Origin of the sequence: Sphingobium mellinum, assembly GCF_037860795.1 — a bacterium.
GTDB classification, from domain to species: domain Bacteria; phylum Pseudomonadota; class Alphaproteobacteria; order Sphingomonadales; family Sphingomonadaceae; genus Sphingobium; species Sphingobium mellinum.
In genome coordinates, this window is the sequence record NZ_JBANRK010000001.1 from 43,288 (window position 1) to 67,287 (window position 24,000).

A 24,000-nucleotide genomic window follows, 5' to 3' on the forward strand; every position below is an offset into this window, starting at 1 on the left:
CCCTTCGGTCACTCAAGAAAGATCTTGCCGGGGTTCATGAGGCCCTTGGGATCGAGCGCCTTCTTGATCGCCCGCATCGTGCCGACGGCCGACGCGCCATGCTCGGTGAGAAGATGTTCGCGTTTAACCATGCCGATGCCATGTTCGCCGGTGCAGCTGCCGCCCGCGGCGATAGCGCGTTCGATCATCGCCTCGTAGACCGCTTCGGCGCGCTCACGCTCGGTCGGATCGGAAGGATCGATTGCGAACAGGACATGGAAATTGCCGTCGCCTACGTGACCGACGATTGGCGCGGTGAGCCCGTTGCGATCGATGTCGGCGCGCACCGCCAGCACCGCGTCGGCAAGGCGCGACACCGGCACGCAGACGTCGGACGACCAGACTTCAGCGCCCGGGCGAAGTGCGACCGACGCGAAATAGGCGTTGTGACGCGCTTTCCATAACCGGTTGCGGTCCTCGGTCGCGGTCGCCCATTCGAATCCGGAACCGCCCTCTCCGGCCGCTATCACCAGCGCGGTTTCAGCCTGTTCCTGCGCGCCCGCCTGCGATCCGTGAAATTCGAAGAAGAGATGCGGCTTTTCCGGCAGACCGAGGCCCGAATAAGCGTTGCAGGCGCGCACCTGAACCTCGTCGAGCAGTTCCACCCGCGCAACCGGCACGCCGATCTGGATCAGCTGCGTGACGGTGTTCACCGCGCCGGCCAGATCGTCAAATGCGCAGGTTGCTGCAGCCATGGTCTCGGGAATGCCGTAAAGGCGCAGACGGATTTCGGTAACGATCCCCAGCGTCCCTTCCGACCCGACATAAAGGCGCGTCAAGTCATAGCCCGCTGCCGACTTCCGCGCCCGGCCACCGGTGTGGATCACGGTGCCGTCTGGCTGCACGACCGTCAGCCCCAGCACATTATGCGCCATCGTGCCGTAGCGCACGGCGTTGGTGCCCGAGGCGCGGGTCGACGCCATGCCGCCGATGCTGGCATTTGCGCCCGGATCGATCGGAAAGAAGAGGCCACTGTCGCGAAGATGATGATTGAGCTGTTCGCGCGTGATGCCCGCTTCGACGACGCAGTCAAGATCGGCGTCGTTTACCTCGACGACGCGGTCCATGCGCATCAGGTTGATGGCGAGCCCGCCGCTCGGCGCGGCAATATGCCCTTCCAGCGAGGTAGCGGCGCCGCTCGGCACCATCGGGACGTCATAAGCGGAACAGATCGCGGCGACGCGGCTGACCTCATCGGTGGTTTTCGGGAACGCCACGGCATCGGGCGGTAGCAGAATCGGGTAGGATTCGCCCCGGCCATATTGCGCACGAACCGCGGCGGACGTCGTGAAACGATCGCCGAGCAGCTGGACCAGCGCCTGGGCAGCGGATACATCCAGCCCGGTGGAGCGCCCTTCGGTTCGTTCCTGCGCCGCTCTCCTCGCCATCAATTCGCTCCGCTCCTGCCTGCGCGCCGCATGGATTTGTATCGTTCCCCTTCGAGCGTCGCCAGTTTGCTGTCGGCAACAAGGCCCCGAGGAAGCCGAATTGCGTCATGTCCCTGATTCGCTCCGGGTATGGCATGCCATATAGGTGATCGAACTCATCCTGAAAGACCCGGGCGTGAGAGCCATGCCCCCCGCTCGATCCTGCGGCTGTCCTCCCGCGCGGCGATAGCGGACATGGGTGGCACCATGCATGGTCTCGTACATGTCAGCAATCAGCCCTTTCACGACGGGGTCGCTTATGTCTCCGTGGGCTTGTCACGGTTTTGCGCCGTTCACCTATCTCCTTTGTCACCCTGGCTTCGAATGCGAGCGGACTGACGCGGGCAGACTTTTTGATCCATCCCGTAATCGCGCGCGCTGGGTGGTCGAGGACCACGATCTATCGCCGCGAGCTGCGCGACGAGTTTCCGAAGCGCGAACAGTTGATGACGACTTCGTGGCAAACCCCTTGGGTTACAGCGCTGTATGATCCGAAAAGGCCTCTGCGTCCGCGGCCAAGATGATCGTGCGCCGGTTCAAGGGGTGGACAGAGGGACGCGTTATCAACCAGCCACTCATCGGCAAGTGTGCGGAATGTCGCTCCGGCCGCTTCGCGCCTGCGCGGCTTGTCCCGCTTCTTCTCAAGAAGGGGATCTTATTCCGTCGAGCAAAGCAAGCGCGATGAATTGAAGAACTGGTGGGCCCGGCAGGACTCGAACCCGCAACCTAGCCGTTATGAGCGGCCAGCTCTAACCATTGAGCTACAGGCCCCACCTGCTGGTCCGGATAGGCAGCATCACGCCGCTTGGCAAGCCTCTCGACGCTCCGGCACGGCTGCCAGCAAGTCCTCAAGGGTGGCGGAACGGATGTCCCGCCGCGCGAGATGTGCCAACACTCCATCCCACCAGCGATAAAAGGCCTTCCTGTCCTCCTCCGTCCGCACATAGGGCGTATGCCCCGGCTCCAGGGTCGGGGAATGGAAGCTGAAATTCAGTACCCGCACACGCTCTTCGACGAGCGCATCGATCGCACGGATAGCGTCGCGGAGAGGCACACCCTCGGGCGTTAGCGGCACGCGGCTGAGCACCCGTGCCCGAGCCAGCGCGCCAGTCAGCGCGCCCTTGCCGTGCACCGCCCGATACAGTCCTTCGCCGGCCCCGCGCAGCAGCCCCACAAAAGCTGTAGACAGCGGCAGTTCGACCAGCGAACGGCGCGGCCCCACCCAGTAGGGGTGCAGCGGCATGCCCGTGAAGTCGGGTCCATGCTGGCCGCTATAGTCGAAGCGACTACGCACCGAGCTGTCCAGCCGGAATCCCGCCTCTTCGAGCAGGCGGCCACTGTTTGGCCCCACGCCATAGCGACCGGCTCGATAAGCGACGGGCCGCCGCCCGAAGCGTTCAGCGATGCGCTGGCACAAGGCCTCCAGCTTGGCGCGCTCTACCGGCTCCGGCAGGAAGCCTGCATAGCTGTTTCGGTCCGTCACTTCCTCGACATGCGGCGGATTGACCCACGGGTGAAGATGCGCGCCGATATCAGCCGCGCCGTCAGCGGCCCAGCGCCCCATCATGTCCGCCGCCGCATCGCTATCCACAACCGGATAATCAGTGACATAGACCGGCTTAACGCCTGCCGCCGCGAAATAAGCCTGACCTCTTGCCATGCCGGCCAAGGCACTGACCGCGTGACCGCTGCGGCTGAAGGGGGCAGCCCAGTCGAATTCCTCCTCGGTATCGACGAACAGCATGAAACGCGTGCCGAATGCAGGATTGAGAACTATCCGGTCCGCGGAGGTCGGCGGGCGAAGCAGGCTGTCGTCATTCGAGGATGAGGTCATATCTGCCGCCTATCGCGATAAGGTTGCGATAAGGTTGCCCCGGCGCCTCGGGCACGTCAGACGCTGCCTGCCACATCCTCGGCCAGCGTCATCGCGGGCATCGAGAGCAGGAAACGATCCGGCTCAATCAAAAGGGCGCCGCCACATCCAGAGGCCAGGCTCCGTATCAACCGCAGCGAAAAACCAAGACCCAACAACGGCCCGTCAGCCCAATCGCCCTCAGCCGTATAACCAGGGTCGAGCATCCGTTCCTCGTCCATGCCGGCCAGGGTGGCCGGCCGGTCGACGGCCAGCATGACCATGCCCTGCCCCGCGTCGGACTGGAACCAGCAGACCCCTGTCAGCTCCTCGCCAGGCGCCCCGACCGACACGACGGTGCGCATAAGGTGCTGGACCATGCGTTCACCCTGGATTGGGTCGATCCGCACCAGCGGCAAGTTGCGCGCAATGTTGATATCGATCTGTGCGCCATTGCCTTCGCCCTGCTCCCGAAAGCGCGCGGAAACCTGCGCAATCAGCAGCGCCGGATCAACGGCCGTCGGTGCTTCCGCCCCCTCCCCACGCGAAACGCGGGCCGCCAGGTCCAGATCGTCGAACGCCGCCAGCAGATGCCGTGCATCCAGCGCGATCTTGCCGGCCATCTCCCGATATTCGGGGCTGCTCGGGCCGAAAAGCTCCTGCTCTATGATGTCGGCGAAACCCAGAATCGCGTTCAATGGCGTGCGCAGTTCATGCACCAATTGTCGCAAGGAATCTGCCGACAGGCCCGCGACGGACACCGGCTCTGCTTGAGGAGGCGCGGCCACCTCGTGCAGATATGGCCTGCGCGCCTGTCCCCGATAGCCTTGGAAACGGCCGGATCGTTGATCGAAGAAAGGCGTCGCCGACAGCCGCCATTCTCCGGCCATGGCCCCTCCCACGATCGTATAGCGGCCATTCTGGAAGCCGCTGCGCCGCATGAAGGCGCCGGCGACGCTGCCATCGGGACCACTGATTCCGGTCAAGGCCGTTTCGCCCAGCGAAAGACCTATCAACGCGGCACGCGGTCCCTGGTCGATCCAGATGATCATCCCGGTCGCGTCGGTTTCGAAAGCGAAGGAACGGACATGCGCCTCGTCCTTCGACTCGGGACGCGGCGCGACGACGTCCGGTATCCGGCGCGAACTGGTGAAGCGCTCGATGCGGTCGACCAGGTTGCGGATCTGGTCGTCCCCGACCGTCTCCTCTTCGCCCCGGTCTTCGTTTTTCTGATGCTCCGGACCTGAGCCGGCGTCATATTCGTCCTGTTGGCCCGCCGGGGCGTCGGGCGCTACCATGTCCGGCGTCAACAGCATTCCACCGGCATCTTCAACGGCGAACGCGTCATCGCGGTCTGTGGTCAGCACGAAATCGGCCGGCCCGAAGGTCTCCAGCGCCTGCTGCACGGTCAGTCCCAAATCTCGGCGGCCGCGCAGCACGCCGCGGGCGGTAGGCGTGAGGCGCGGCAACAGCCCGATCCAGGCGTCGTCCGGTAGCCGGGCGCGTGACATCGCCGCCGCCGCGATCGACGGCCGATCATTGGCGAAGAATTCGACGAGGGTGGGGGAACGCAGCCGTCCACCCAGTTCAACCACGGTTGCGATCCGCTGCGTTTCGGACAACTGCGTCCGCAGCCCCGCCAGTCTGTCGAGCAGCATAGACCGCTCCTCGACGGGCAGGCTGCTCCTGTCGGTCCGATCATTCTGCGCCAGCAGGTCCACGCACTGTCGCCATAGCGTCACCGCGCCAAGGCCGCTCCGGTTTTCCGCGGCCAGGACCGTCTGCATCAGATCGTTGAAGCGCACCCTATTCCCCATCAGGATTCCCGCGACGCCCAGCATCTCATCTCGGGAGGATCATGCCTTTGGAATAAGCCTTCCCCGGTCGAAGGGAAAGGGGGCCGGGTCTGTCATTTCGGAACGTCGCATAGTGGGACAATTGCATTGGCCTGAAATAATATTATGCTATCGGGCCTAAGATGAGAAAGGAAATAAGCGGACTGTGGCTGGCCCCAACATTGACGATATCGACATGCACATCCTGGGCGAACTGCAACAGGACGGGCGGATGACCAATGTGGAATTGGCCCGCAAGGTGGGGCTGACCGCCCCGCCCTGCCTGCGCCGCGTGCGCGCCCTGGAGGAAAGCGGCGCCATCAGTTCCTATCACGCCGTCGTCAATCCAGCGATACTGGGTTATACGATCACGGTCTTCGCGATGGTGAGCCTCAAAAGCCAGGCCGAAGCCGATCTCAAGGCCTTCGAAGACCATGTGGCGACACTGCCCGAAGTACGGGAATGCTACATGCTGAATGGAGAGATCGACTTCATCCTGAAGGTCGTCGCCAGGGACCTGCAGAGCTTCCAGCAGTTCCTGACTTCCAAGCTGACCCCGGCCCCTAATGTGGTAAGCGTCAAGACATCGCTGACCATCCGCATGTCCAAGAATCTGCCTGGCGTCCCCCTGCCGATCTGAGGTTCGCGGGAAAATGTCGCCCGAATTATCCTTATGCAAGGATTGGGATGGCGGTGCTCGGAAGGGCATGCTGGCCGCGTCGCCAGCTTATACCGGAAACAGGAAAATGGTGGAGCCTAGCGGGATCGAACCGCTGACCTCCTGCATGCCATGCAGGCGCTCTCCCAGCTGAGCTAAGGCCCCATCGTCGGGCGGCATCATACCGCACCCCAATGGATCAGACCATGTCCGGCGTGATGCCATCGGCCTTATATATGGTGGAGCCTAGCGGGATCGAACCGCTGACCTCCTGCATGCCATGCAGGCGCTCTCCCAGCTGAGCTAAGGCCCCGTATCCAGTGCAGGCGCCGTTTGGGTCCGGCGCCTCGCGAGGTCGCTGCCATTAGGCGGCGGCGACCTCGCTGGCAAGCAGAAAATTCAGTTAGCTATCGTCGCCATCATCATCTCCGGCCGCGTCGACACCGAGGTCGTCATCGCCCCCCAGATCGACGTCATTATCCGGCGAATCGCCGTCATCATCCACGTCCAGATCGAGGTCCAGATCGTCGTCCGCCGTCTCGATCTCGCCATCGGCGGTTTCGATCACCTTCTTGGGCGCCTCTTCATAAGGCAGCGGCTGCTTGGACTTCAGCACCGGCTCAGGTTCCCAGGCCGTGCTGCAGTTGATGCAGGTAACCGGGTCGTCCTTGCCCAGGTCATAGAAGCGCGTGGCGCATTTCGGGCAGGTACGCTTCGTGCCCCATTCAGCCTTGACCATGTCCGGCCTTGTCCTTCTTGCGAGTGCTCAAACGAAAATCACGCGGCACGACATCGTCGTCCGCGAAGCGTCGGGCGCCTTGCCATAGCATGGCCGCCCTGTCAAAAGCCGGGCGCATTTTTTCAGCTTCTTTGCACCGGATCGCACTGTGACCGCTTCTTCAGATCAGCCCCGCCCGATGACCTTTACCAGCGCTCCGCCAATGCGGGGCTGCGTCACCGTTCCGGGGGACAAGAGCATCTCGCACCGCGCGCTCATGCTTTCCGCTCTCGCCATCGGGGAAAGCCGTGTCGAAGGGCTGCTGGAGGGCGAGGATGTCCTGGCGACCGCAGCCGCCATGCGCGCGATGGGCGCGGATATACGGCGGGACGATGAAGGCATCTGGCATATCAACGGTGTCGGCGTCGGCAGCCTGCTACAGCCCCAGACAGCGCTCGACATGGGCAATAGTGGAACGTCCACCCGCCTGCTGATGGGGCTGGTCGCCAGTCATCCGATCACTGCCACCTTCGTCGGCGACGCTTCGCTGAGCAAGCGCCCCATGGCGCGCGTGACCGAACCCCTGTCCCGTATGGGCGCGAGCTTCATGACCAGCCCCGGCGATCGACTTCCCCTCACGATGCGCGGGCTGTACCCTGCCGTACCGCTCGACTATCGACTCCCTGTCGCCTCGGCGCAGGTCAAGTCCGCCGTCCTTCTCGCTGGTCTCAACGCCCCGGGCGTCACCCGCGTGGTCGAACCGATCCCGACACGCGACCATAGCGAAAAAATGCTGAAGGGCTTCGGCGCGGATCTTGAGGTCGCGGTCGAAGACGACGGAACGCGCGTCATCACGCTAAGGGGCGAGGCCGAACTCCGGCCGCAATCGATCGTGGTGCCCGGCGATCCCTCGTCCGCAGCCTTCCCGATGGTCGCCGCCTTGATCGTGCCCGGATCGCAGGTGACCATCGCCAATGTCGGCTTGAACACGACCCGCGCGGGGCTTATCGACCTTTTGCGGGAAATGGGCGGCGATATCGTTGTCGAAAAGCCGCGCGAAGTGGGTGGCGAACCCGTGGGCGACCTTGTCATCACTGCCTCCGCGCTCAGAGGCGTGGAACCAGATCCGGCCCGCGCCCCTTCGATGATCGACGAATATCCGGTGGCCTTCATCGCCGCCGCTCTCGCCGAGGGACGCAGCATCTTCCGTGGCCTTGAGGAACTGCGCGTCAAGGAATCCGACCGCATCGCCACCATGGTGGCGGGCCTGCGCGCCATCGGCGTGACCGTTCAGGAACTCGAAGATGGCATCATTGTCGAAGGCAGCGGCGGCGCGCTCCTGCCGGGGGGCGGCCCAATAGCCACCAGGCTCGATCACCGCATCGCCATGAGCTTCGCCGTGGCGGGCCTCATGTCCAAAAATGGCGTCACCATCGATGACATGCGTCCTGTCGCTACCAGCCTCCCCGGCTTCACCACTCTACTTCGATCGCTCGGAGCAATCGCATGACATTCGACCTGGCCAACACCGCCGGACTTATCGGAAGCGGACTGATGGTCATCGCCTATGCATACAGCAACATGGCGCAAGTGCTGAATTTCGCGCTCTTCAACCTGCTTAACCTCCTCGGCGCGCTGCTGTTGATCTATTCTCTCACGATTCATTTCAACGTCGCCGCCATGGCACTGGAAACCGCCTGGGCCTTCATCGCCCTCATCGGCCTCGCCAAGGCCTTGCGGAAAGGCAAAGCATCATGATCATCGCCGTCGACGGCCCCGCCGCGTCAGGCAAGGGCACCATCGCCAAGGCGCTTGGCCATCATTACAACTTGCCTGTGCTTGACACGGGCCTGCTCTATCGAGCGGTCGGACTCGCCGTTCTCAAGGCCAGCGGCGATCCGGACCATGAAGAGGACGCCCTCGCTGCTTGCGATTTCGACGAGGGGATGCTTCGCGACCCCGCGCTGCGCAACGAAGCGGTCGGCTCGCTCGCCTCGCGCGTCTCGGTCCACCCGAGCGTCCGCCAGGCCTTGGTCAAGCGCCAGCGCGACTTCGCCAGCCGGCCGGGCGGCGCCATACTCGACGGCCGCGACATCGCGACGGTCATCGCGCCCGATGCCGACGCCAAGATCTTCGTCACCGCAAGCGTGCATGTTCGCGCCCAGCGTCGCTATCAGGACGCGATGAGCCACGGCGGCCACCCAGACATGGACAGCCTGATCGCGGACATCCAGGCGCGGGACACGCGGGACATGAGCCGCGACCACGCGCCGCTGCGCGTGGCGGACGGAGCGGACTTGCTCGATACCAGCAATTTGACTATAGACGCCGCCGTCCAGCAGGCCATTGCACTGGTGGACGCCCAGTTGGAACGTCGGCGACAGGCCTGACGCGGTGGCGGCGCTTGGGATTCCCAGGCGCCCTTTTCGCTTAACCATGCGGGCGTCGACTCGTCGTGGCCGAACGGATGTTCGCATGGGTATTCGGCCCTGCGGACGGTTTGGCCTGAAAGACCACCGGATACAACCGGTAGGCCAGCAATGACGAGTGAAGGACTTAGACATGGCCTCTACGGCATTCCCCTCGCGCGACGATTTCGCCGCGCTTCTCAATGAATCTCTCGGTGGCGAAGACGGCGGCTTTGAAGGCCGCGTCGTAAAGGGCACCGTTACCGGCATCGAAAACGACATGGCGCTGATCGACGTCGGCCTGAAGTCGGAAGGCCGCGTGCCGCTGCGTGAATTCGCCGCGCCGGGTCAAAAGGCTGACCTCAAGGTCGGCGACGAAGTCGAAGTCTATGTCGACCGCGTCGAAAACGCCCATGGTGAAGCCATGTTGTCGCGCGACCGCGCGCGCCGCGAAGCCGCCTGGGACAAGCTGGAAAGCGAATTCACCGAAAACGCCCGCGTCGAAGGCGTCATCTTCGGCCGCGTCAAGGGTGGTTTCACCGTTGATCTCGACGGCGCCGTCGCGTTCCTCCCGGGTTCGCAGGTCGACATCCGCCCCGTGCGCGACGTCACCCCGCTGATGGACATTCCGCAGCCCTTCCAGATCCTCAAGATGGATCGCCGCCGCGGCAACATCGTCGTGTCGCGCCGCGCCATCCTGGAAGAAACCCGCGCAGAACAGCGCAGCGGTCTCATCCAGACGCTGGCCGAAGGCCAGATCATCGAGGGCGTCGTCAAGAACATCACCGATTACGGTGCGTTCGTTGATCTGGGCGGCATCGACGGCCTGCTGCACGTCACCGACCTCAGCTACAAGCGCATCAATCACCCGAACGAGATGATCAACATCGGCGACACCGTCCGTGTCCAGATCATCCGCATCAACCGCGACACGCAGCGCATCAGCCTCGGCATGAAGCAGCTGGAAAGCGATCCGTGGGAAGGCGCCGCCGCCAAATATCCGGTCGGCGCGAAGCTGTCGGGCCGCGTCACGAACATCACCGAATATGGTGCGTTCGTCGAACTGGAGCCGGGCATCGAAGGCCTGGTCCACGTTTCGGAAATGTCCTGGACCAAAAAGAACGTCCACCCTGGCAAGATCGTTTCGACCAGCCAGGAAGTCGACGTCATCGTCCTCGAAGTGGATCCCGAGAAGCGCCGCATCTCGCTCGGCCTCAAGCAGGCCCAGAACAACCCCTGGGACAGCTTTGCCGAACGTCACCCGATCGGGTCGACCGTCGAAGGCGAAGTCAAGAACGCGACCGAGTTCGGCCTGTTCATCGGCCTGGACGGCGACGTCGACGGCATGGTCCACATGTCGGACATCGCCTGGGGCATTTCGGGCGAAGACGCGCTGGCATTGCACCGCAAGGGCGAGACGGTTCAGGCCGTCGTTCTTGACATCGACGTCGAGAAGGAGCGCATCAGCCTCGGCATGAAGCAGCTTGAGCGTGGCGGCCCGGCCGCCGGCGGCACCACTGCCGCTGCTGCTGGCCTGAACAAGAACGCGATCGTCACCGTGACCGTTCTGGAAGTTCGCGACGGCGGTCTGGAAGTCCAGGCCGGCGAAGATGGCGCCACCGGCTTCATCAAGCGCAGCGACCTTGGCCGCGACCGCGACGAACAGCGTTCGGAACGCTTCCAGATCGGCCAGAAGTTCGACGCCATGGTCACCGGCTTCGACCGTGCCAAGAAGCCGACCTTCTCGGTCAAGGCGATGCAGATCGCCGAAGAGAAGCAGGCCGTGGCGCAATATGGCTCGTCCGACAGCGGCGCATCGCTGGGCGACATCCTGGGCGAAGCGCTGAAGGCGAAGAGCGAGGGTTAATCCTCTTCGACACCTAACTAAAGTAATAGAGCCCACCGGAACACTTTCCGGTGGGCTTTTTAATTCCCAAAATGAGAACCGAATACCGATATTGGATAATTGTCAGGAGACGGTTAAGTCAGTATAAAATCAGTTGGGAACCAGAAGGGGGAGCTGGAGGACCAATGATACGCTCTGAGTTGATTCAGACTCTGGCTGCGGAAAATCCGGAGTTGGGGCTTCAGGAGGTCGAAAGAATTGTCGACCTCTTCTTCAAGGAAATTGTCGACCGCCTGTCCAGTGGCGGCCGAGTAGAACTGCGCGGCTTCGGCGCATTCACCACGCGCGCGCGGGATGCGAGGACGGGGCGCAATCCGCGAACGGGGGAACAGGTGCCGGTATCGGCCAAGCGGGTGCCCTATTTCAAGCCGGGGAAGGAAATGCGCGAGCGCCTCAACGACAAGGCGCATTGAGCAGCGCGCTTCCTTGACCTGCGCCGCCTTAGCCGTCAGGGGATAGCGGCTGCGAGCGGACGTGGCGAAATCGGTAGACGCAGCGGACTTAAAATCCGCCTCCCCCTGGGAATGCGGGTTCAAGTCCCGCCGTCCGCACCAAAGATCAGCGGAAGGAATCGTGCGGCAGCATAAGGCTGGCGCGGCGGCCCAATATCCCGCAATGATACGCGATGGCCGGCGCGATCAATCCTTCGAGTTTCAGCGATTCCCTCGTGATCCTGGGGGCGGCCGGCTTGGTCATACCGGGTTTCGCGCGCTTCCGAATCAGTCCGGTGATCGGCTTCATCCTCGTCGGGCTGGCCGTCGGCCCGTCGGGGCTCGGGGCGCTCGTCAGCGAATATCCCTGGCTTTATCATGTCACGATATCGAACAGAGCCGCGATCGAACCCTTCGCCGAACTGGGCGTCATATTGCTGCTGTTTTCGATCGGCCTGGAACTGAGCTTCCGCCGGCTGTGGACGATGCGCGCGCAGGTGTTCGGCGTTGGCGCTGCCGAACTGATCGGTAGCGCGGCCCTGATCGGCGGCGGGCTCTACCTCTTGGGGCAACTGCCCTCCGGCGCCTTCGGACTGGGGCTCGCGCTGGCCCTTTCCTCGACGGCCGTCGTGCTACCAATGGTCGGCACCCAAAGCGCCGTGGGGCGAGCGGCATTTTCCATGCTGCTGTTCGAGGACCTGGCGCTGGTTCCGATCATCTTCATGCTTGGGGCTCTCGCGCCTTCCGTCGCGACGAGTCCGGACGGCGCCTGGGCCGAACTGGCGAGCACCTTGCTCAAGGGCGGCATCACCATCGCCGTCATGCTGGTGCTGGGCCGGATATTCCTGCCGCATATCTTCAGCCAGGCCGCGCGCACCAAAAGCCCGGAAGTCTTCCTGGCCGCAAGCCTGCTTGTGGTCATCATCTCGAGCCTCGCGACTTCGCTCGCGGGATTGTCTCCGATAGTGGGTGCGCTGCTGGCCGGACTTTTGATCGCCGAGACCGACTATCACGGCGAGGTGGAGGTGATGACGTCGCCGTTCAAGGGCCTGGCTTTGGGCGTCTTCCTTATCACGGTGGGGATGAGCCTGGATGTCCGCGTTATCCTGGCCAACTGGCCCGGCCTCGTTCTTGCGGTAGTCGGCGTCGTCCTGGCCAAGACGCTGGTTACCGCTGCGCTTCTTTATTTCTCCGGAGCGCGCAAGGGCCTGGCGCTGGAAGTCGGGGTGTTGATGTCCAGCCCCTCGGAAACCACCCTCATCGTGCTGTCGACGGCGGCGGCGGCCAAGCTGATCCTCCCTTCGACCGCTGCTTTCTGGCAGATCGTGACCGCAATCGGACTTACCATAACCCCGCTGCTCGCGCGCATCGGCCACGACTTCGCGCGACGGTTGGAAATGGCGTTGGGCGAAGAGGCCGAGGGAGAACCGGAAAGCACCGAGGCGGCAGCAGTCGTCATCGGTTTCGGCCGGGTGGGACGCATGGTCTGCGACCTTTTGCGATTGCATAATCAGCGCTTCACGGTGGTCGAATCGGACCCGGACGTGGCGGCGGAGGGGCGCCGAAATGGATATCCGATACTGTTCGGCGACGTGTCGCGCACCGAAATGCTCGACAAGTTACGCCTCGGCCACGCCCGGGCACTGATCCTGACGATGGACGATCCTGTTCTATCGGTGCGAGTCACGAAACGGGTGCGGGGATGGGTGCCAGACCTCCCCATCATCGCCCGGGCGAGGGACACGAATCATGCTGCGCAGCTATACCAGGCTGGCGCAAGCGACGCGGTGCCCGAGACGCTGGAAAGCTCGCTGCAACTTGCGGAAACGGCGCTCGTCGATCTGGGGGTAGCGATGGGGCCGGTGATCGCGTCGATCCACCAGACGCGGGAGGATTTGCGCATGGGTATCAAGGACGCCGCGCAAATGGAGACGGCGCCCAAGCTGCGGCGTTTGAGGCCAGACGAAGTGCCGTGAGGCTGAATATTATCTATCTGGTCAACGTAACGCGAAAGCCGCCATCCCCTTCGACGGTGACGCTGCCGTCAGACAGGGACAGCAGCTGGTCCAGCGACACTTGCCGTGTTCCGGTGGGACAGAGGCCATCCTGCGCGGGCCGACTGTATCGAGCCGTCAACGCAAAACCGTCCTTCACGCGATAGGCCTGGCGGCTGAGCGTGACTTCGATCGTCCGTGCGTTCGCTCGGTAGGAAGGCAGCGCGCAATCGCCTTTGGTCTCGACCGCTTCGTTTAGCGAAAGGCGGGCGGGCGACGATCCGACGGACAAGGTGCCCGACCAGAGCGCCTCACGTCCGAGCCAGACGGCAACCTTCACCGGTACGGGCGACAGGCGATCCCCTTCGGCGGCAATCGGCATGGGATCGAAGACAGGCGGCGGTACGCGCACTGACGAAATCGTGGGTGGTGGAGGCGTCGCCGCCGGTACGGCGACGGCCAAGATGATCGAAAGCAAGGACGGCAAAACGATTCCCCCTGTGATGAAGGGACCTGCCCTAACCCTTTGCTTTTAAGAAGATGTTACGCCAGCACGCCGGCCAGCGCGGACCTGACCGCCTGGATCGCCGCGTCGGCCTTGTCGCCGTCGGGACCACCGCCCTGAGCCATGTCGGGACGGCCACCGCCGCCCTTGCCGCCCAGAGCCTCCACGCCCGCGCGGACGAGGTCGACCGCACTGATGCTTCCGACCAGATCATCGGTCACGCCGACGGCAATGCTGGCGCGGCCGTCGACCAGGGCCAATACCGCCGATACACCGCTGCCCAGCGTCGCCTTGTTCTGGTCGACGATGCCGCGCAGTTCCTTGGGGTCGAGGCCATCGATTACCTGGCCGATGAAGTTGATGGCGCCGACCTGCTCCGGACCGGTGGGCTGGGCCGAACCGCCGCCGCCCAACGCCAGCGCCTTCTTCGCTTCGGCAAGTTCACGTTCCAGCTTGCGGCTCTGTTCGACAAGGGAAGCGATACGGGCCGGGACATCCTCTGGCGTCGTCTTGAGCGTAGCGGCGGACTGGCGCAGGCGCTCCTCACGGTCCGAAAGCCACAGGCGCGCCGCTTCGCCGGTCAGCGCCTCAATGCGGCGGACGCCGGAGGAAACAGCCGACTCCGATATGATCTTGAAGAGCGCGATGTCGCCCGTCGCGCGAACATGCGTACCGCCGCACAGTTCGACCGAATAGCTGTTGCTATCACCCCTGCCCATGGACAGTACGCGTACTTCATCGCCGTATTTTTCGCCGAAAAGGGCCATCGCTCCGGCCGCGATTGCGTCGTCCGGGGTCATGAGGCGAGTCGTGACCGCTTCATTGTGACGGATCTGCTCGTTCACATCGGCTTCGACCGCGGCGATCTGGCTCGGTGTGAGCGCTTCGGGATGCGAAAAATCGAACCGCAGACGCTCGGGCGCGACGAGGCTGCCCTTTTGCGTGACATGCGCGCCCAACGTGTGGCGGAGCGCAGCATGGAGCAGGTGGGTTGCGCTGTGGTTGGCGCGGATGCGGTCACGGCGGTCGACATCGACAGTCAGATGCACCGTATCGCCCAGCTTGACGCTGCCCGCGGTGATCTTCGCCCTGTGCGCGTGAAGCCGGCCCAGCGGCTTGGCCGTGTCCTCAACCGCGGCCGCAAGCCCAGCCTGCGAACTGATCGTGCCCGCGTCGCCCATCTGGCCGCCGCTTTCGCCATAGAAAGGCGTCTGGTTGGTGATGATCACCACCTCATCGCCTGACTGCGCGCTCTCCACGCGGGCACCATCTTTGATCAGCGCGAGGACTTCGGCCTCCCCTTCGGTCCCGCTATAGCCGATGAATTCGGTGCTGCCGGCGGTTTCGGCGATGTCGAACCAGATTTCATCCGACGCCTTTTCCCCCGACCCCTTCCATGCGGCGCGGGCGGCAGCCTTCTGCTCGGCCATGGCGGCATCGAAGCCGGCACGATCGACGCTCAGGCCGCGAGAGCGCAGCGCGTCTTCGGTCAGGTCATAGGGGAAACCGAATGTATCATAGAGTTTGAACGCGGTCTCCCCGGGCAGCGTGCCGCCTTCGGACATGTCAACGGTTGCTTCGTCGAGCAGCTTCAGCCCCTTCTCCAGCGTCTGGCGGAAGCGGGTTTCCTCGCGCAGCAGCGTTTCCTCGATCAGCGGCTGGGCGCGAACCAGTTCCTGATACGCGCCGCCCATTTCGGAAACGAGGCTGGGCACCAGGCGATGCATCAACGGCTCCTTCGCGCCGAGAATGTGCGCGTGTCGCATCGCGCGGCGCATGATGCGGCGCAGGACATAGCCGCGCCCTTCGTTCGCGGGGAGCACGCCGTCCGCGATCAGAAAGCTGGTCGAGCGCAGGTGGTCGGCGATCACGCGATGGCTGGCCTTATGCTCTCCGTCGGTTGCGGTCCGGGTCAGTGCGCCCGATTCCTCGATCAGTGCCTTGAAGGTGTCGGTGTCGTAATTGTCGTGGACGCCCTGCAACACGGCGGCGATGCGCTCCAGACCCATGCCGGTGTCGATGCTGGGCTTTGGCAGTTCGGAGACGATCTCGTTCGCTTCCTGCTCATATTGCATGAAGACGAGGTTCCAGATCTCGACGAAGCGGTCGCCATCTTCCTCAGGGCTTCCGGGGGGGCCGCCCCAGATATGGTCGCCATGGTCGTAGAAGATTTCCGAGCAGGGACCGCAGGGACCGCTGTCGCCCATCGCCCAGAAATTATCCTTGGTGGGGATGCGGATGATGCGCGCTTCGGGCAAGCCCGCGATCTTCTTCCAGAGGTCGAAGGCTTCATCATCGGTGTGATAGACGGTGGCGGTCAGCTTGTCGGCCGGGATGCCCCATTCCCTGGTCAGCAAGGTCCAGGCATGGGTGATCGCCTGCTCCTTGAAATAGTCGCCGAAGCTGAAATTGCCGAGCATTTCGAAAAAGGTATGATGGCGCGCGGTATATCCGACATTGTCGAGGTCGTTATGCTTGCCGCCCGCGCGCACCGATTTCTGGCTGCTGGTGGCGGTCGAATAAAGTCGGGATTCCAGTCCCGTGAAGACATTCTTGAAGGGCACCATACCCGCATTGACGAACATCAATGTCGGGTCGTTGTGCGGCACCAGAGGCGCGGACGGAACGATGGTGTGGCCGTTGGCCCCGAAATAGTCGAGGAAAGAGCGGCGAATGTCGTTGGTCGAAGTCATGCGCGCGATTTAGTGGGAAGCGCTCCGACGCACAAGCGGGGCTTTTCATCGTATCGGCCCATCGGGTTTCCTGGTCCGACAGGTGCCCTCGATGCCCAGGAAATAGCGCGCCTCGAGTCGGGCGCGGCATTGCTCCGCCGGGCAATGGGTTCTAATGGCCGGACATGGACGACAATACCCGCCGGGCAGCCCTCGACTATCACCGCTTTCCGCAACCCGGAAAGCTTCGCATCGAGCCGACCAAGCGCATGGTCAACCAGCGCGACCTGGCGCTGGCCTATTCGCCCGGCGTGGCGGCGCCGTGCCTCGAGATTGCGGAAGATGCCGACAAGGCGATGGACTATACCGCGCGCGGCAATCTTGTCGCCGTCATCTCCAACGGGACGGCCGTGCTCGGGCTAGGCTCGATCGGGGCGCTCGCGTCCAAGCCGGTAATGGAAGGCAAGGCGGTCCTCTTCAAGAAATTCGCCGATATCGACGTGTTCGACATAGAGGTTGATACGACCGACCCCGACAAGTTCGTCGAAGCAGTCGCGCTGCTGGAACCTACCTTCGGCGGGATCAACCTGGAGGATATCAAGGCGCCGGAATGTTTCGCGATCGAGGCGGAACTAAAAAAGCGGATGAACATCCCCGTCTTCCACGATGACCAGCATGGCACCGCCATCGTCGTCGCTGCGGCGGTCCGCAATGCGCTGGTGCTGCAGGGAAAGACGCTGGCTGACGCGCGGCTGGTGACGTCGGGCGCGGGCGCCGCGGCGCTCGCCTGCGTCGACCTTTTGGTATCCATGGGCCTGCCGGTCGATCATGTTACGCTGACCGACAAGGATGGCGTGATCCATTCGGGACGCGAAGGCATGTTGCCCAACATGGCGCGCTATGCCCGCGACACCAACGCGCGGACTTTGCCAGAAGTGCTGCCGGGTGCGAACATCTTCCTGGGCCTGTCGGCGCCGGGCGTGCTCAAACCGGAATGGCTGCCCTTGCTCGCGCCCAATCCGCTGATCTTCGCTCTGGCCAATCCGGAGCCGGAAATCCGGCCGGAGGTCGCGCGCGAGGCGCGACCCGACGCCATCATCGCCACCGGGCGATCGGACTATCCCAATCAGGTCAATAATGTCCTGTGCTTCCCCTATATCTTTCGAGGCGCACTCGACGCGCGCGCCACGGAGATCAACGAGCCGATGAAGGCGGCCGCGGCCGAAGCGATCGCTGCCCTGGCGCGCCTGCCGGCTCATGACAGCGTGGCACAGGCCTATGGCGGGCGACGACTTGCCTTTGGGCCGGACTATATCATCCCCACCCCCTTCGACCCACGCCTGATCGCGGAGATCGCGCCTGCCGTCGCCAAGGCGGCGATGGACAGCGGCGTCGCCAAGCGGGCGTTGGACATCGATGCATACCGACGCGCGCTGGCGCAGCAGAATACGCGCTCGGCGCAGTTGATGCTGCCCGTTTTCGAAGCGGCACGGGGCAGCTGCCGACGCATCGCCTATGGCGAAGGCGAGGACGAACGTGTGCTGCGAGCCGTCCAGGATGCGCTCGACGAAGGCATCGTGCGTCCCGTGATCGTCGCGCGCCGACGCATCCTGAAGGAGAAGCTGCCGGGACTCGGTCTGCGTCTGGAACTGGACCGCGACGTGGAAGTGGTCGACCCGGAGACCGACCATGAGCTGCTTGGCGAACTCGTTGAAGCGTATCGCACCATCGCCTCCCGCAAGGGAGTTCCTGCCGCCGAACTGCTGCGCCATGTCTATCGGCGCCCCACCGTCACCGCCGCCATGCTGCTTCGTACCCGGCGCGTGGATGCGGCGCTGGTTGGCGGCAACAGCGAATATTGGGGGCAGGTCGAACATGTGCTGCGCATAATCGATCGCAAGCCAAGCCATAGCCGGGTCTATGCCCTGACCGGGCTTATCCTCGATCCGGGCGCGCTGTTCATCACCGATACGCACATGGTGCCCGATCCAACGCCAGAGCAGGTCGCCGAAATGGCGATCGCAGGTGCGACGGAGTTGAAGCATTTTGGCCTGACGCCCCGCGTGGCGCTGCTGTCTCATTCCAATTTCGGGGCGTCGCACAGTCCCAGCGCGCGCAAGATGCGGACGGCGTTGAAACTGGTGCATCAGTCCGCTCCGGATCTGTTGGTGGATGGCGAAATGCATGCCGATGCCGCGCTCAGCCAGTCGTTGCGCGAGCGGCTGGTGCCCGATGCGCGCTTCGACGGTCCGGCGAACCTGCTGGTCATGCCCAATCTGGACGCGGCCAACATCACGCTTACGGCTCTTTCCGCCTCCTCCAGCTCGCCCACAGTGGGCCCGATGTTGATGGGCCTCGCCCAACCGATTCATGTTTTGACCCCCGGCGTGACGGCGCGCGGCATCCTCAATCTGACCGCGATTGCGGCGGCAGAAGTCGATCGGGAAGGCTGAGTTTAACCTTTTTCGTCCATAGCGGGCGCCAAACGCAAACGGGCGAAGGAACAGACATGGCGCGACTCTTGGCCGCACTGGCGAAGGCGGCCGGCCCCAAGCTGGCGATCGGCTGCGTCATGGCTGGCATAACTCTGGTGGTCGGGTTCTCGCTCGAGCGTGGACGCGACCTTGAGCCTGTCGTCCCGCCGCACCTCTCACCCCCGCCTCGCTCGTCTGCGGCGCCGGTGGAGCGAAGCCGGGACCAGGCCTTGCCTATCGACCCTCGTGCGCTGGTGGTGCGAAGCGTTCTTCCTATTCACGGCCCTTTCCGTCACGGCGATTATGTCTGGGATGAAAGCGCCGCGCCTGCTGCTGGCCCGGTCATCATCACCGTGGACCTTAAGGCACAAACCCTGTCCGTCTTTCGGGACGGGCATGAAATCGGCGCGGCAGTGGTCATCTATGGCGCCGACGACAAGCCGAGCCCGCTGGGCGCCTTCCCGATAACACAGAAGGATGCCGACCATTATTCGCGCACCTATGGCAACGCGCCCATGCCATATATGCTGCGCCTGACCAACGACGGGGTGGCGATCCACGGTAGCGACGTCAGATGGGGGAATGCGACGCATGGCTGCATTGGCGTGCCGAAAGCCTTCGCCCGCAAGCTGTTCGCAGTCGCGAGGCTGGGCGACCTCGTCATCATCACCAATGGCAAGATGCTGGACGTGAGCCGGACCAGGGCCACGACCTAGGGCGCCTTCTAACCGAACAGAATGATCTGCCAGTTCGGAAAACGCGCCAGAATATGACCTGGGGTTTCCGGGCCGACGCAATCGGATTGAAAAACGCCCAGCCACCGTCGCTCTCAATCGGCATCGCAAAGTGCGCGACCGTCCCGGTCGGCGGCGCGCAGAGCGTATCCCGCATCGCTACTCAAGCGCGGGAAACTGACCCCCCCCAGTGATCCGCGCCCCTCGCACAAAGTGTTGCATTTTATGTCTACGACACCCGGGAGGGACAGCTGGTCGCCATCATATTGGCCTACGATGATACAGTGGTCACCTCGACCGGAAAAGCTGAGGATCAGCTTGTCGCCTGCCCTGCGAGCCGATCCGTGGCCATGACAGTTTTGTTCTTCGCCGAACATGGCCTCCAGGCCGAAGCGGAAGTCGCCCCTTTTGGCAGGGATGATGCACAGCACATCTCGGCCGGCCTCATGCCGGCGCTGATAGACGCCAACGGGCGACAGACGCGCGGCATCGGCAATGACGCCACTGTCGATCGCCGCGCGTTCCAGACCGGCGGCCGATGATCCCTTGTCCCCGACCATGGTCGATGATGGCGCACTCGGCTGGCATGACGCCAGACAGAACAGAAACGCCAGGCTAATCTGCCGCATCGACCGCCGTCAGCCCATCCGCCCCTACGCGGCGGAAGAAGCAGGATCGCGCGCCCGTATGGCAGGTGGGGCCCGCAGGCACCGCTTTCACCCAGACCGCGTCCTGGTCGCAATCAATGCGGATATCGCGCACCTGCAGCATGTGGCCGGAGGTCTCCCCCTTCTTCCACAGCGATTGCCGGCTGCGCGACCAGAAATGAGCCAACCCCGTTTCCACCGTCAGAGCGAGAGCCTGCGCATTCATATGCGCGACCATCAGCACGTCGCCTTGTTCGGCATCCGTGACAACGGCGGTGATCAGCCCGTCCTGGTCATATTTGGGATTGAGGGTGAAGCCCCGGTCGCGCGCTTGGTCCATCATGGCCATATAGGCGGCAACGGCGCCGATGCGAAGGCCCAGAATGAGCGACGCAAGAAGGGAGCCCAGAGGCTGGGCAAGACTGTCGAAAGCGAAAATGGGGCGATCGACGGGATCCGAACCCGCGACCTCTGGTACCACAAACCAGCGCTCTAACCAACTGAGCTACGATCGCCACAGGGCCAGGCGGCCCGAGAGAGAAGCGGCACATATGCGGCCCTTCCCTGGTCGTCAAGCGGCCAAATCACCGCCGCGGCCGAAAAAAGATGAGGGGCGAAGGCCACCTGCCCTCGCCCCTCTTCAGCCTTCGACATACATGCGCGCAATGGCGTTATCGCCTGATGCAGCGCTACCCTCCTAGAACTTTCAAGCCCGCCATGAATGGCGGACAAGTCGATAGGGACGCCCGATCAGGAGCGTCCGATCCCTGTCAGTTGACCGAGTCCTTCAGACCCTTGCCAGCCTTGAACTTGGGCTGGGCAGATGCCTTGATGGTCATCGTCTCGCCGGTCCGTGGATTACGACCAGTCGACGCCTTGCGCTGCGAAACCGAGAAAGTGCCGAAGCCGACCAGGCGCACTTCGTCCCCCTTTTTTAGGGCAGCGGAAATGGAATCGAAAACAGCTTCAACGGCCTTCGTGGCGTCGCTTTTGCTAAGACCGCTGTTTTCAGCGACGGCGCCGATCAAATCCTGCTTGTTCATGCCTTGGGAACCCCCTTCTAGTTGTACGGAATAATGGTGGAATCGCAGCGTTAGGCGGCGCAATAAGGCGCAGCTTTAAACAACTGTCAAAGGGAAAGAGACGAAGCCGCCAGCTTCGACGCGTTTTTGCCCATTTAGGGACAAAACGCGCAGGGACTGGCAGTTAATCGGGGAAAAACCAACCCAGATCAGTGCCTCAGCGACGCCTCCCCATCCCGGCCCGACGCCGGACTGGGCTGCGCGGCCAGGTCATCCTCCTCGGTCCAGGCGATGGCCTCGGGCACGCTGACCAGCGCTCGCGCGAGCACTTCGTCGACATGACTGACCGGAACGATATCCAGACCCTCGCGGATATTCGCCGGGATTTCGGCCAGATCCTTTTCATTTTCGGCGGGGATCAGCACCGTCTTGATGCCGCCGCGCAACGCTGCGAGCAGCTTTTCCTTGAGGCCGCCTATCGGCAATACGCGGCCGCGCAGCGTGACTTCGCCGGTCATCGCCACATCCTTGTGGACCGGGATGCCCGTCAGCGTGCTGACGATAGTCGTGACCATGCCGATACCGGCCGAAGGACCGTCCTTGGGCACCGCGCCTTCGGGCAAGTGGATGTGGATATCCTTGCGGTGGAAAACGCTCGGCTTGATGCCATAGCCCGGCGAGCGCGCCTTCACATAGGAAAAGGCAGCCTGGACCGACTCGTTCATCACCTCTCCAAGCTTGCCCGTGGTCCGGATCGCACCCTTGCCCGGCACCGTCACGGCCTCGATGGTCAGCAGCTCGCCGCCCACTTCGGTCCACGCCAATCCTGTCACAGCGCCGATCTGGTTTTCTTCCTCGCCGACGCCATGGCGGAATTTCCTGACACCGGCATAATCGGAAAGATTTTCCGGCGTGATCGTCACCTTGTCATATGCGCCCTCAAGGATCTTGCGCAGCGCCTTGCGGGCGAGCCGGGCCACTTCACGTTCAAGCGTACGAACGCCTGCCTCACGGGTATAATGGCGGATAAGGTCGCGGATGGCGGCTTCCGTTATCTCCACCTCGCCTTCCTTCAGCCCATGGGCGTCGATCTGCTTGGGCAGCAGGTGACGCTGGGCGATTTCCACCTTCTCATCCTCGGTATAGCCTTCGAGCCGGATAATCTCCATGCGATCGAGCAGCGGCTGCGGCAGGTTGAGCGAATTGGCGGTGGTGACGAACATCACGTCCGACAGATCCACGTCTATTTCCAGATAATGGTCCTGGAACTTGCTGTTCTGTTCGGGGTCGAGCACCTCAAGCAGAGCCGACGCAGGATCGCCCCGGAAGTCCTGGCCAAGCTTGTCGATCTCGTCGAGCAGGAAGAGCGGGTTCATCGTTCCCGCCTTCTTGAGGTTGGTCACGATCTTGCCCGGCAGCGATCCGATATAGGTCCGCCTGTGGCCTCGGATTTCCGCTTCGTCGCGCACGCCACCCAGTGACTGGCGCACGAATTCGCGGCCCGTCGCTTTGGCGATGCTGCGGCCCAGCGAGGTCTTGCCGACGCCCGGCGGGCCGACGAGGCAGAGGATCGGTCCCTTCAGCTTGTTGGTGCGCGCCTGCACCGCGAGATATTCGACGATGCGGTCCTTGACCTTTTCAAGCGCGAAATGATCCTCGTCCAGGATGGCCTGGGCGCGCTTGAGGTCGGTCTTGACCTTGCCCTTCTTGCCCCAGGGCAGGCCGAGCAGCACGTCGAGATAATTGCGCACGACGGTCGCTTCGGCCGACATGGGCTGCATGCCCTTCAGCTTCTTGAACTCCGCGTTCGCCTTGGCCCGCGCCTCCTTGCTGAGCTTGGTCTTGGCGATCTTGTCGGCCAGCTCGGCAAGCTCGTCGCCTTCCTCGCCTTCGCTGTTGCCCAGTTCGCGCTGGATCGCCTTCAACTGCTCGTTCAGATAATATTCGCGCTGAGTCTTTTCCATCTGGCGCTTCACGCGGCCGCGGATCTTCTTTTCGACCTGCAGCACGCCCAGTTCACCTTCCATGAAGGCGAAGACCATCTCCAGCCGCTTGACCGGATCGGCCTCGACCAGCAGCGACTGCTTGTCTGCGACCTTGACGTTGATGTTGGCGGCGACGGCATCGGCCAGACGCCCCGCATCCTCGATCTCGCGCAGTTGCACCGGCGTTTCGGCAGGCAATTTCTTGTTGAGCTTCGCGTAATTTTCGAATTGCTCGGCGACGGACCGCATGAGCGCGGCAGCCTCCGGGCCTTCCGCCGCAACCTCCTCCACCCGGCTCACGTCAGCCACCAGATGGTTGCCGGCCGAACCGATCGCTTCCAACTGAGCGCGCTGCTTGCCTTCGACCAGCACGCGAACGGTCCCGTCCGGTAGCTTCAGCAACTGCAGCACGACGGCAATGACGCCGGTGTCGTAAAGCGAGTCGCGACCGGGATCATCTTCGGCAGGATCAAGCTGCGAGACGAGGAAGATTTCCTTATCGGCTTCCATCGCCGCTTCCAATGAGGCGACGCTTTTGTCGCGCCCGACGAACAGGGGCACGATCATCTGCGGGAAAACGACAATGTCGCGCAGCGGAAGCAGGGGATATTGCGTGGTCATTCGATCTCCGGAGGCCGCAGGAAAAATGGCGGCGCCATGCGGTTCATCGTTTTATGGGGATGGTTGCTGCCC

Annotated in this window: 19 protein-coding genes and 5 tRNA genes; 10 read left to right on the plus strand and 14 right to left on the minus strand. The window is 63.2% G+C overall.

Annotation, left to right across the window (positions count from 1 at the left end):
- Positions 1–8 precede the first annotated feature (8 nt).
- The 4 genes from AAC640_RS00220 to AAC640_RS00235 all read right to left on the minus strand — a co-directional run bounded on the left by AAC640_RS00220 (position 9) and on the right by AAC640_RS00235 (position 5,135).
- A complete protein-coding gene (locus AAC640_RS00220; protein WP_340264068.1) occupies positions 9–1,427 on the minus strand; it encodes an FAD-binding oxidoreductase in 1,419 nt (472 codons plus the stop codon).
- A gap of 734 nt (positions 1,428–2,161) precedes the next feature.
- Positions 2,162–2,237, minus strand: a tRNA-Ile gene (locus AAC640_RS00225).
- A 25-nt stretch (positions 2,238–2,262) separates the two neighbouring features.
- Positions 2,263–3,300, minus strand: coding sequence for a polysaccharide deacetylase family protein (locus AAC640_RS00230; protein WP_340264069.1), 1,038 nt, complete (start codon positions 3,298–3,300; stop codon positions 2,263–2,265).
- Between the two features lie 56 nt (positions 3,301–3,356).
- Positions 3,357–5,135: a histidine kinase dimerization/phospho-acceptor domain-containing protein gene (locus tag AAC640_RS00235; RefSeq protein ID WP_340264070.1), complete on the minus strand. Its 1,779-nt coding sequence runs from the start codon at positions 5,133–5,135 to the stop codon at positions 3,357–3,359.
- 184 nt (positions 5,136–5,319) lie between these two features.
- On the opposite strand from AAC640_RS00235, the gene AAC640_RS00240 reads away from it, so the two are divergent.
- Positions 5,320–5,793, plus strand: coding sequence for an Lrp/AsnC family transcriptional regulator (locus AAC640_RS00240; RefSeq protein WP_340264071.1), 474 nt, complete (start codon positions 5,320–5,322; stop codon positions 5,791–5,793).
- A gap of 107 nt (positions 5,794–5,900) precedes the next feature.
- On the opposite strand, the gene AAC640_RS00245 is transcribed toward AAC640_RS00240, so the two are convergent.
- From AAC640_RS00245 to AAC640_RS00255, 3 genes are all read right to left on the minus strand, one after another.
- Positions 5,901–5,976: transfer RNA gene (locus AAC640_RS00245), tRNA-Ala, on the minus strand.
- A gap of 72 nt (positions 5,977–6,048) precedes the next feature.
- Positions 6,049–6,124: transfer RNA gene (locus AAC640_RS00250), tRNA-Ala, on the minus strand.
- A gap of 90 nt (positions 6,125–6,214) precedes the next feature.
- The gene (locus AAC640_RS00255) at positions 6,215–6,550 is read right to left on the minus strand and encodes a TIGR02300 family protein (RefSeq protein WP_340264072.1); all 336 of its coding nucleotides are present in this window, start codon (positions 6,548–6,550) and stop codon (positions 6,215–6,217) included.
- 148 nt (positions 6,551–6,698) lie between these two features.
- Between AAC640_RS00255 and aroA the strand changes: the two genes are divergently transcribed.
- The 7 genes from aroA (at position 6,699) to AAC640_RS00290 (ending at position 13,250) form a co-directional block, all read left to right on the plus strand.
- Positions 6,699–8,039, plus strand: a complete 1,341-nt coding sequence (gene aroA, locus AAC640_RS00260; protein WP_340264073.1) for a 3-phosphoshikimate 1-carboxyvinyltransferase — start codon at positions 6,699–6,701, stop codon at positions 8,037–8,039.
- Positions 8,036–8,287: a CBU_0592 family membrane protein gene (locus AAC640_RS00265; RefSeq protein WP_340264074.1), complete on the plus strand. Its 252-nt coding sequence runs from the start codon at positions 8,036–8,038 to the stop codon at positions 8,285–8,287. The genes aroA and AAC640_RS00265 overlap by 4 nt, the downstream gene beginning before the upstream one ends.
- Positions 8,284–8,919, plus strand: coding sequence for a (d)CMP kinase (locus AAC640_RS00270; protein ID WP_340264075.1), 636 nt, complete (start codon positions 8,284–8,286; stop codon positions 8,917–8,919). The genes AAC640_RS00265 and AAC640_RS00270 overlap by 4 nt, the downstream gene beginning before the upstream one ends.
- Before the next feature lie 172 nt (positions 8,920–9,091).
- Entirely contained in the window at positions 9,092–10,804 is a 1,713-nt protein-coding gene (rpsA, locus tag AAC640_RS00275) for a 30S ribosomal protein S1 (RefSeq protein WP_340264076.1), read from the plus strand.
- A gap of 164 nt (positions 10,805–10,968) precedes the next feature.
- Positions 10,969–11,256, plus strand: a complete 288-nt coding sequence (locus AAC640_RS00280; protein WP_340264077.1) for an integration host factor subunit beta — start codon at positions 10,969–10,971, stop codon at positions 11,254–11,256.
- A 55-nt stretch (positions 11,257–11,311) separates the two neighbouring features.
- Positions 11,312–11,397: transfer RNA gene (locus tag AAC640_RS00285), tRNA-Leu, on the plus strand.
- Between the two features lie 71 nt (positions 11,398–11,468).
- The gene (locus tag AAC640_RS00290; protein WP_340264078.1) at positions 11,469–13,250 is read left to right on the plus strand and encodes a cation:proton antiporter domain-containing protein; all 1,782 of its coding nucleotides are present in this window, start codon (positions 11,469–11,471) and stop codon (positions 13,248–13,250) included.
- 13 nt (positions 13,251–13,263) lie between these two features.
- On the opposite strand, the gene AAC640_RS00295 is transcribed toward AAC640_RS00290, so the two are convergent.
- Positions 13,264–13,755, minus strand: coding sequence for a hypothetical protein (locus AAC640_RS00295; protein WP_340264079.1), 492 nt, complete (start codon positions 13,753–13,755; stop codon positions 13,264–13,266).
- Between the two features lie 56 nt (positions 13,756–13,811).
- A complete protein-coding gene (gene alaS, locus AAC640_RS00300; RefSeq protein WP_340264080.1) occupies positions 13,812–16,466 on the minus strand; it encodes an alanine--tRNA ligase in 2,655 nt (884 codons plus the stop codon).
- Positions 16,467–16,630: 164 nt separating this feature from the next.
- Between alaS and AAC640_RS00305 the strand changes: the two genes are divergently transcribed.
- Complete coding sequence (locus AAC640_RS00305) at positions 16,631–18,898, plus strand: NADP-dependent malic enzyme (protein ID WP_340264081.1); 2,268 nt, start codon at positions 16,631–16,633, stop codon at positions 18,896–18,898.
- 56 nt (positions 18,899–18,954) lie between these two features.
- A complete protein-coding gene (locus AAC640_RS00310) occupies positions 18,955–19,635 on the plus strand; it encodes a L,D-transpeptidase family protein (protein ID WP_340264082.1) in 681 nt (226 codons plus the stop codon).
- A gap of 113 nt (positions 19,636–19,748) precedes the next feature.
- On the opposite strand, the gene AAC640_RS00315 is transcribed toward AAC640_RS00310, so the two are convergent.
- The 5 genes from AAC640_RS00315 to lon all read right to left on the minus strand — a co-directional run bounded on the left by AAC640_RS00315 (position 19,749) and on the right by lon (position 23,928).
- On the minus strand, positions 19,749–20,282 hold the full coding sequence (locus AAC640_RS00315; protein WP_340264083.1) for a hypothetical protein: 534 nt from the start codon (positions 20,280–20,282) through the stop codon (positions 19,749–19,751).
- Positions 20,269–20,640 (minus strand): phosphoribosyl-AMP cyclohydrolase, encoded by a 372-nt coding sequence (gene hisI / locus AAC640_RS00320; RefSeq protein WP_340264849.1) that lies wholly within the window; start codon positions 20,638–20,640, stop codon positions 20,269–20,271. The genes AAC640_RS00315 and hisI overlap by 14 nt, the downstream gene beginning before the upstream one ends.
- 98 nt (positions 20,641–20,738) lie before the next feature.
- Positions 20,739–20,815 (minus strand) — tRNA-His (locus tag AAC640_RS00325).
- A 255-nt stretch (positions 20,816–21,070) separates the two neighbouring features.
- Positions 21,071–21,343 (minus strand): HU family DNA-binding protein, encoded by a 273-nt coding sequence (locus AAC640_RS00330; RefSeq protein WP_340264084.1) that lies wholly within the window; start codon positions 21,341–21,343, stop codon positions 21,071–21,073.
- A gap of 188 nt (positions 21,344–21,531) precedes the next feature.
- The gene (gene lon, locus AAC640_RS00335; RefSeq protein ID WP_340264085.1) at positions 21,532–23,928 is read right to left on the minus strand and encodes an endopeptidase La; all 2,397 of its coding nucleotides are present in this window, start codon (positions 23,926–23,928) and stop codon (positions 21,532–21,534) included.
- Between the last annotated feature and the right edge of the window lie 72 nt (positions 23,929–24,000).

Excerpts from the sequence above, each read along its gene's own strand:
- lon (WP_340264085.1), bottom strand. The coding sequence starts at position 23,928 with ATGACCACGCAATATCCCCTGCTTCCGCTGCGCGACATTGTCGTTTTC.
- AAC640_RS00290 (WP_340264078.1), top strand. The coding sequence starts at position 11,469 with ATGGCCGGCGCGATCAATCCTTCGAGTTTCAGCGATTCCCTCGTGATC.
- AAC640_RS00220 (WP_340264068.1), bottom strand. The coding sequence starts at position 1,427 with ATGGCGAGGAGAGCGGCGCAGGAACGAACCGAAGGGCGCTCCACCGGG.
- AAC640_RS00280 (WP_340264077.1), top strand. The coding sequence starts at position 10,969 with ATGATACGCTCTGAGTTGATTCAGACTCTGGCTGCGGAAAATCCGGAG.
- alaS (WP_340264080.1), bottom strand. The coding sequence starts at position 16,466 with ATGACTTCGACCAACGACATTCGCCGCTCTTTCCTCGACTATTTCGGG.
- hisI (WP_340264849.1), bottom strand. The coding sequence starts at position 20,640 with ATGGACCAAGCGCGCGACCGGGGCTTCACCCTCAATCCCAAATATGAC.
- AAC640_RS00310 (WP_340264082.1), top strand. The coding sequence starts at position 18,955 with ATGGCGCGACTCTTGGCCGCACTGGCGAAGGCGGCCGGCCCCAAGCTG.
- AAC640_RS00330 (WP_340264084.1), bottom strand. The coding sequence starts at position 21,343 with ATGAACAAGCAGGATTTGATCGGCGCCGTCGCTGAAAACAGCGGTCTT.
- AAC640_RS00270 (WP_340264075.1), top strand. The coding sequence starts at position 8,284 with ATGATCATCGCCGTCGACGGCCCCGCCGCGTCAGGCAAGGGCACCATC.
- AAC640_RS00255 (WP_340264072.1), bottom strand. The coding sequence starts at position 6,550 with ATGGTCAAGGCTGAATGGGGCACGAAGCGTACCTGCCCGAAATGCGCC.
- AAC640_RS00235 (WP_340264070.1), bottom strand. The coding sequence starts at position 5,135 with ATGGGGAATAGGGTGCGCTTCAACGATCTGATGCAGACGGTCCTGGCC.
- rpsA (WP_340264076.1), top strand. The coding sequence starts at position 9,092 with ATGGCCTCTACGGCATTCCCCTCGCGCGACGATTTCGCCGCGCTTCTC.
- AAC640_RS00230 (WP_340264069.1), bottom strand. The coding sequence starts at position 3,300 with ATGACCTCATCCTCGAATGACGACAGCCTGCTTCGCCCGCCGACCTCC.
- AAC640_RS00315 (WP_340264083.1), bottom strand. The coding sequence starts at position 20,282 with ATGCGGCAGATTAGCCTGGCGTTTCTGTTCTGTCTGGCGTCATGCCAG.
- AAC640_RS00305 (WP_340264081.1), top strand. The coding sequence starts at position 16,631 with ATGGACGACAATACCCGCCGGGCAGCCCTCGACTATCACCGCTTTCCG.
- AAC640_RS00265 (WP_340264074.1), top strand. The coding sequence starts at position 8,036 with ATGACATTCGACCTGGCCAACACCGCCGGACTTATCGGAAGCGGACTG.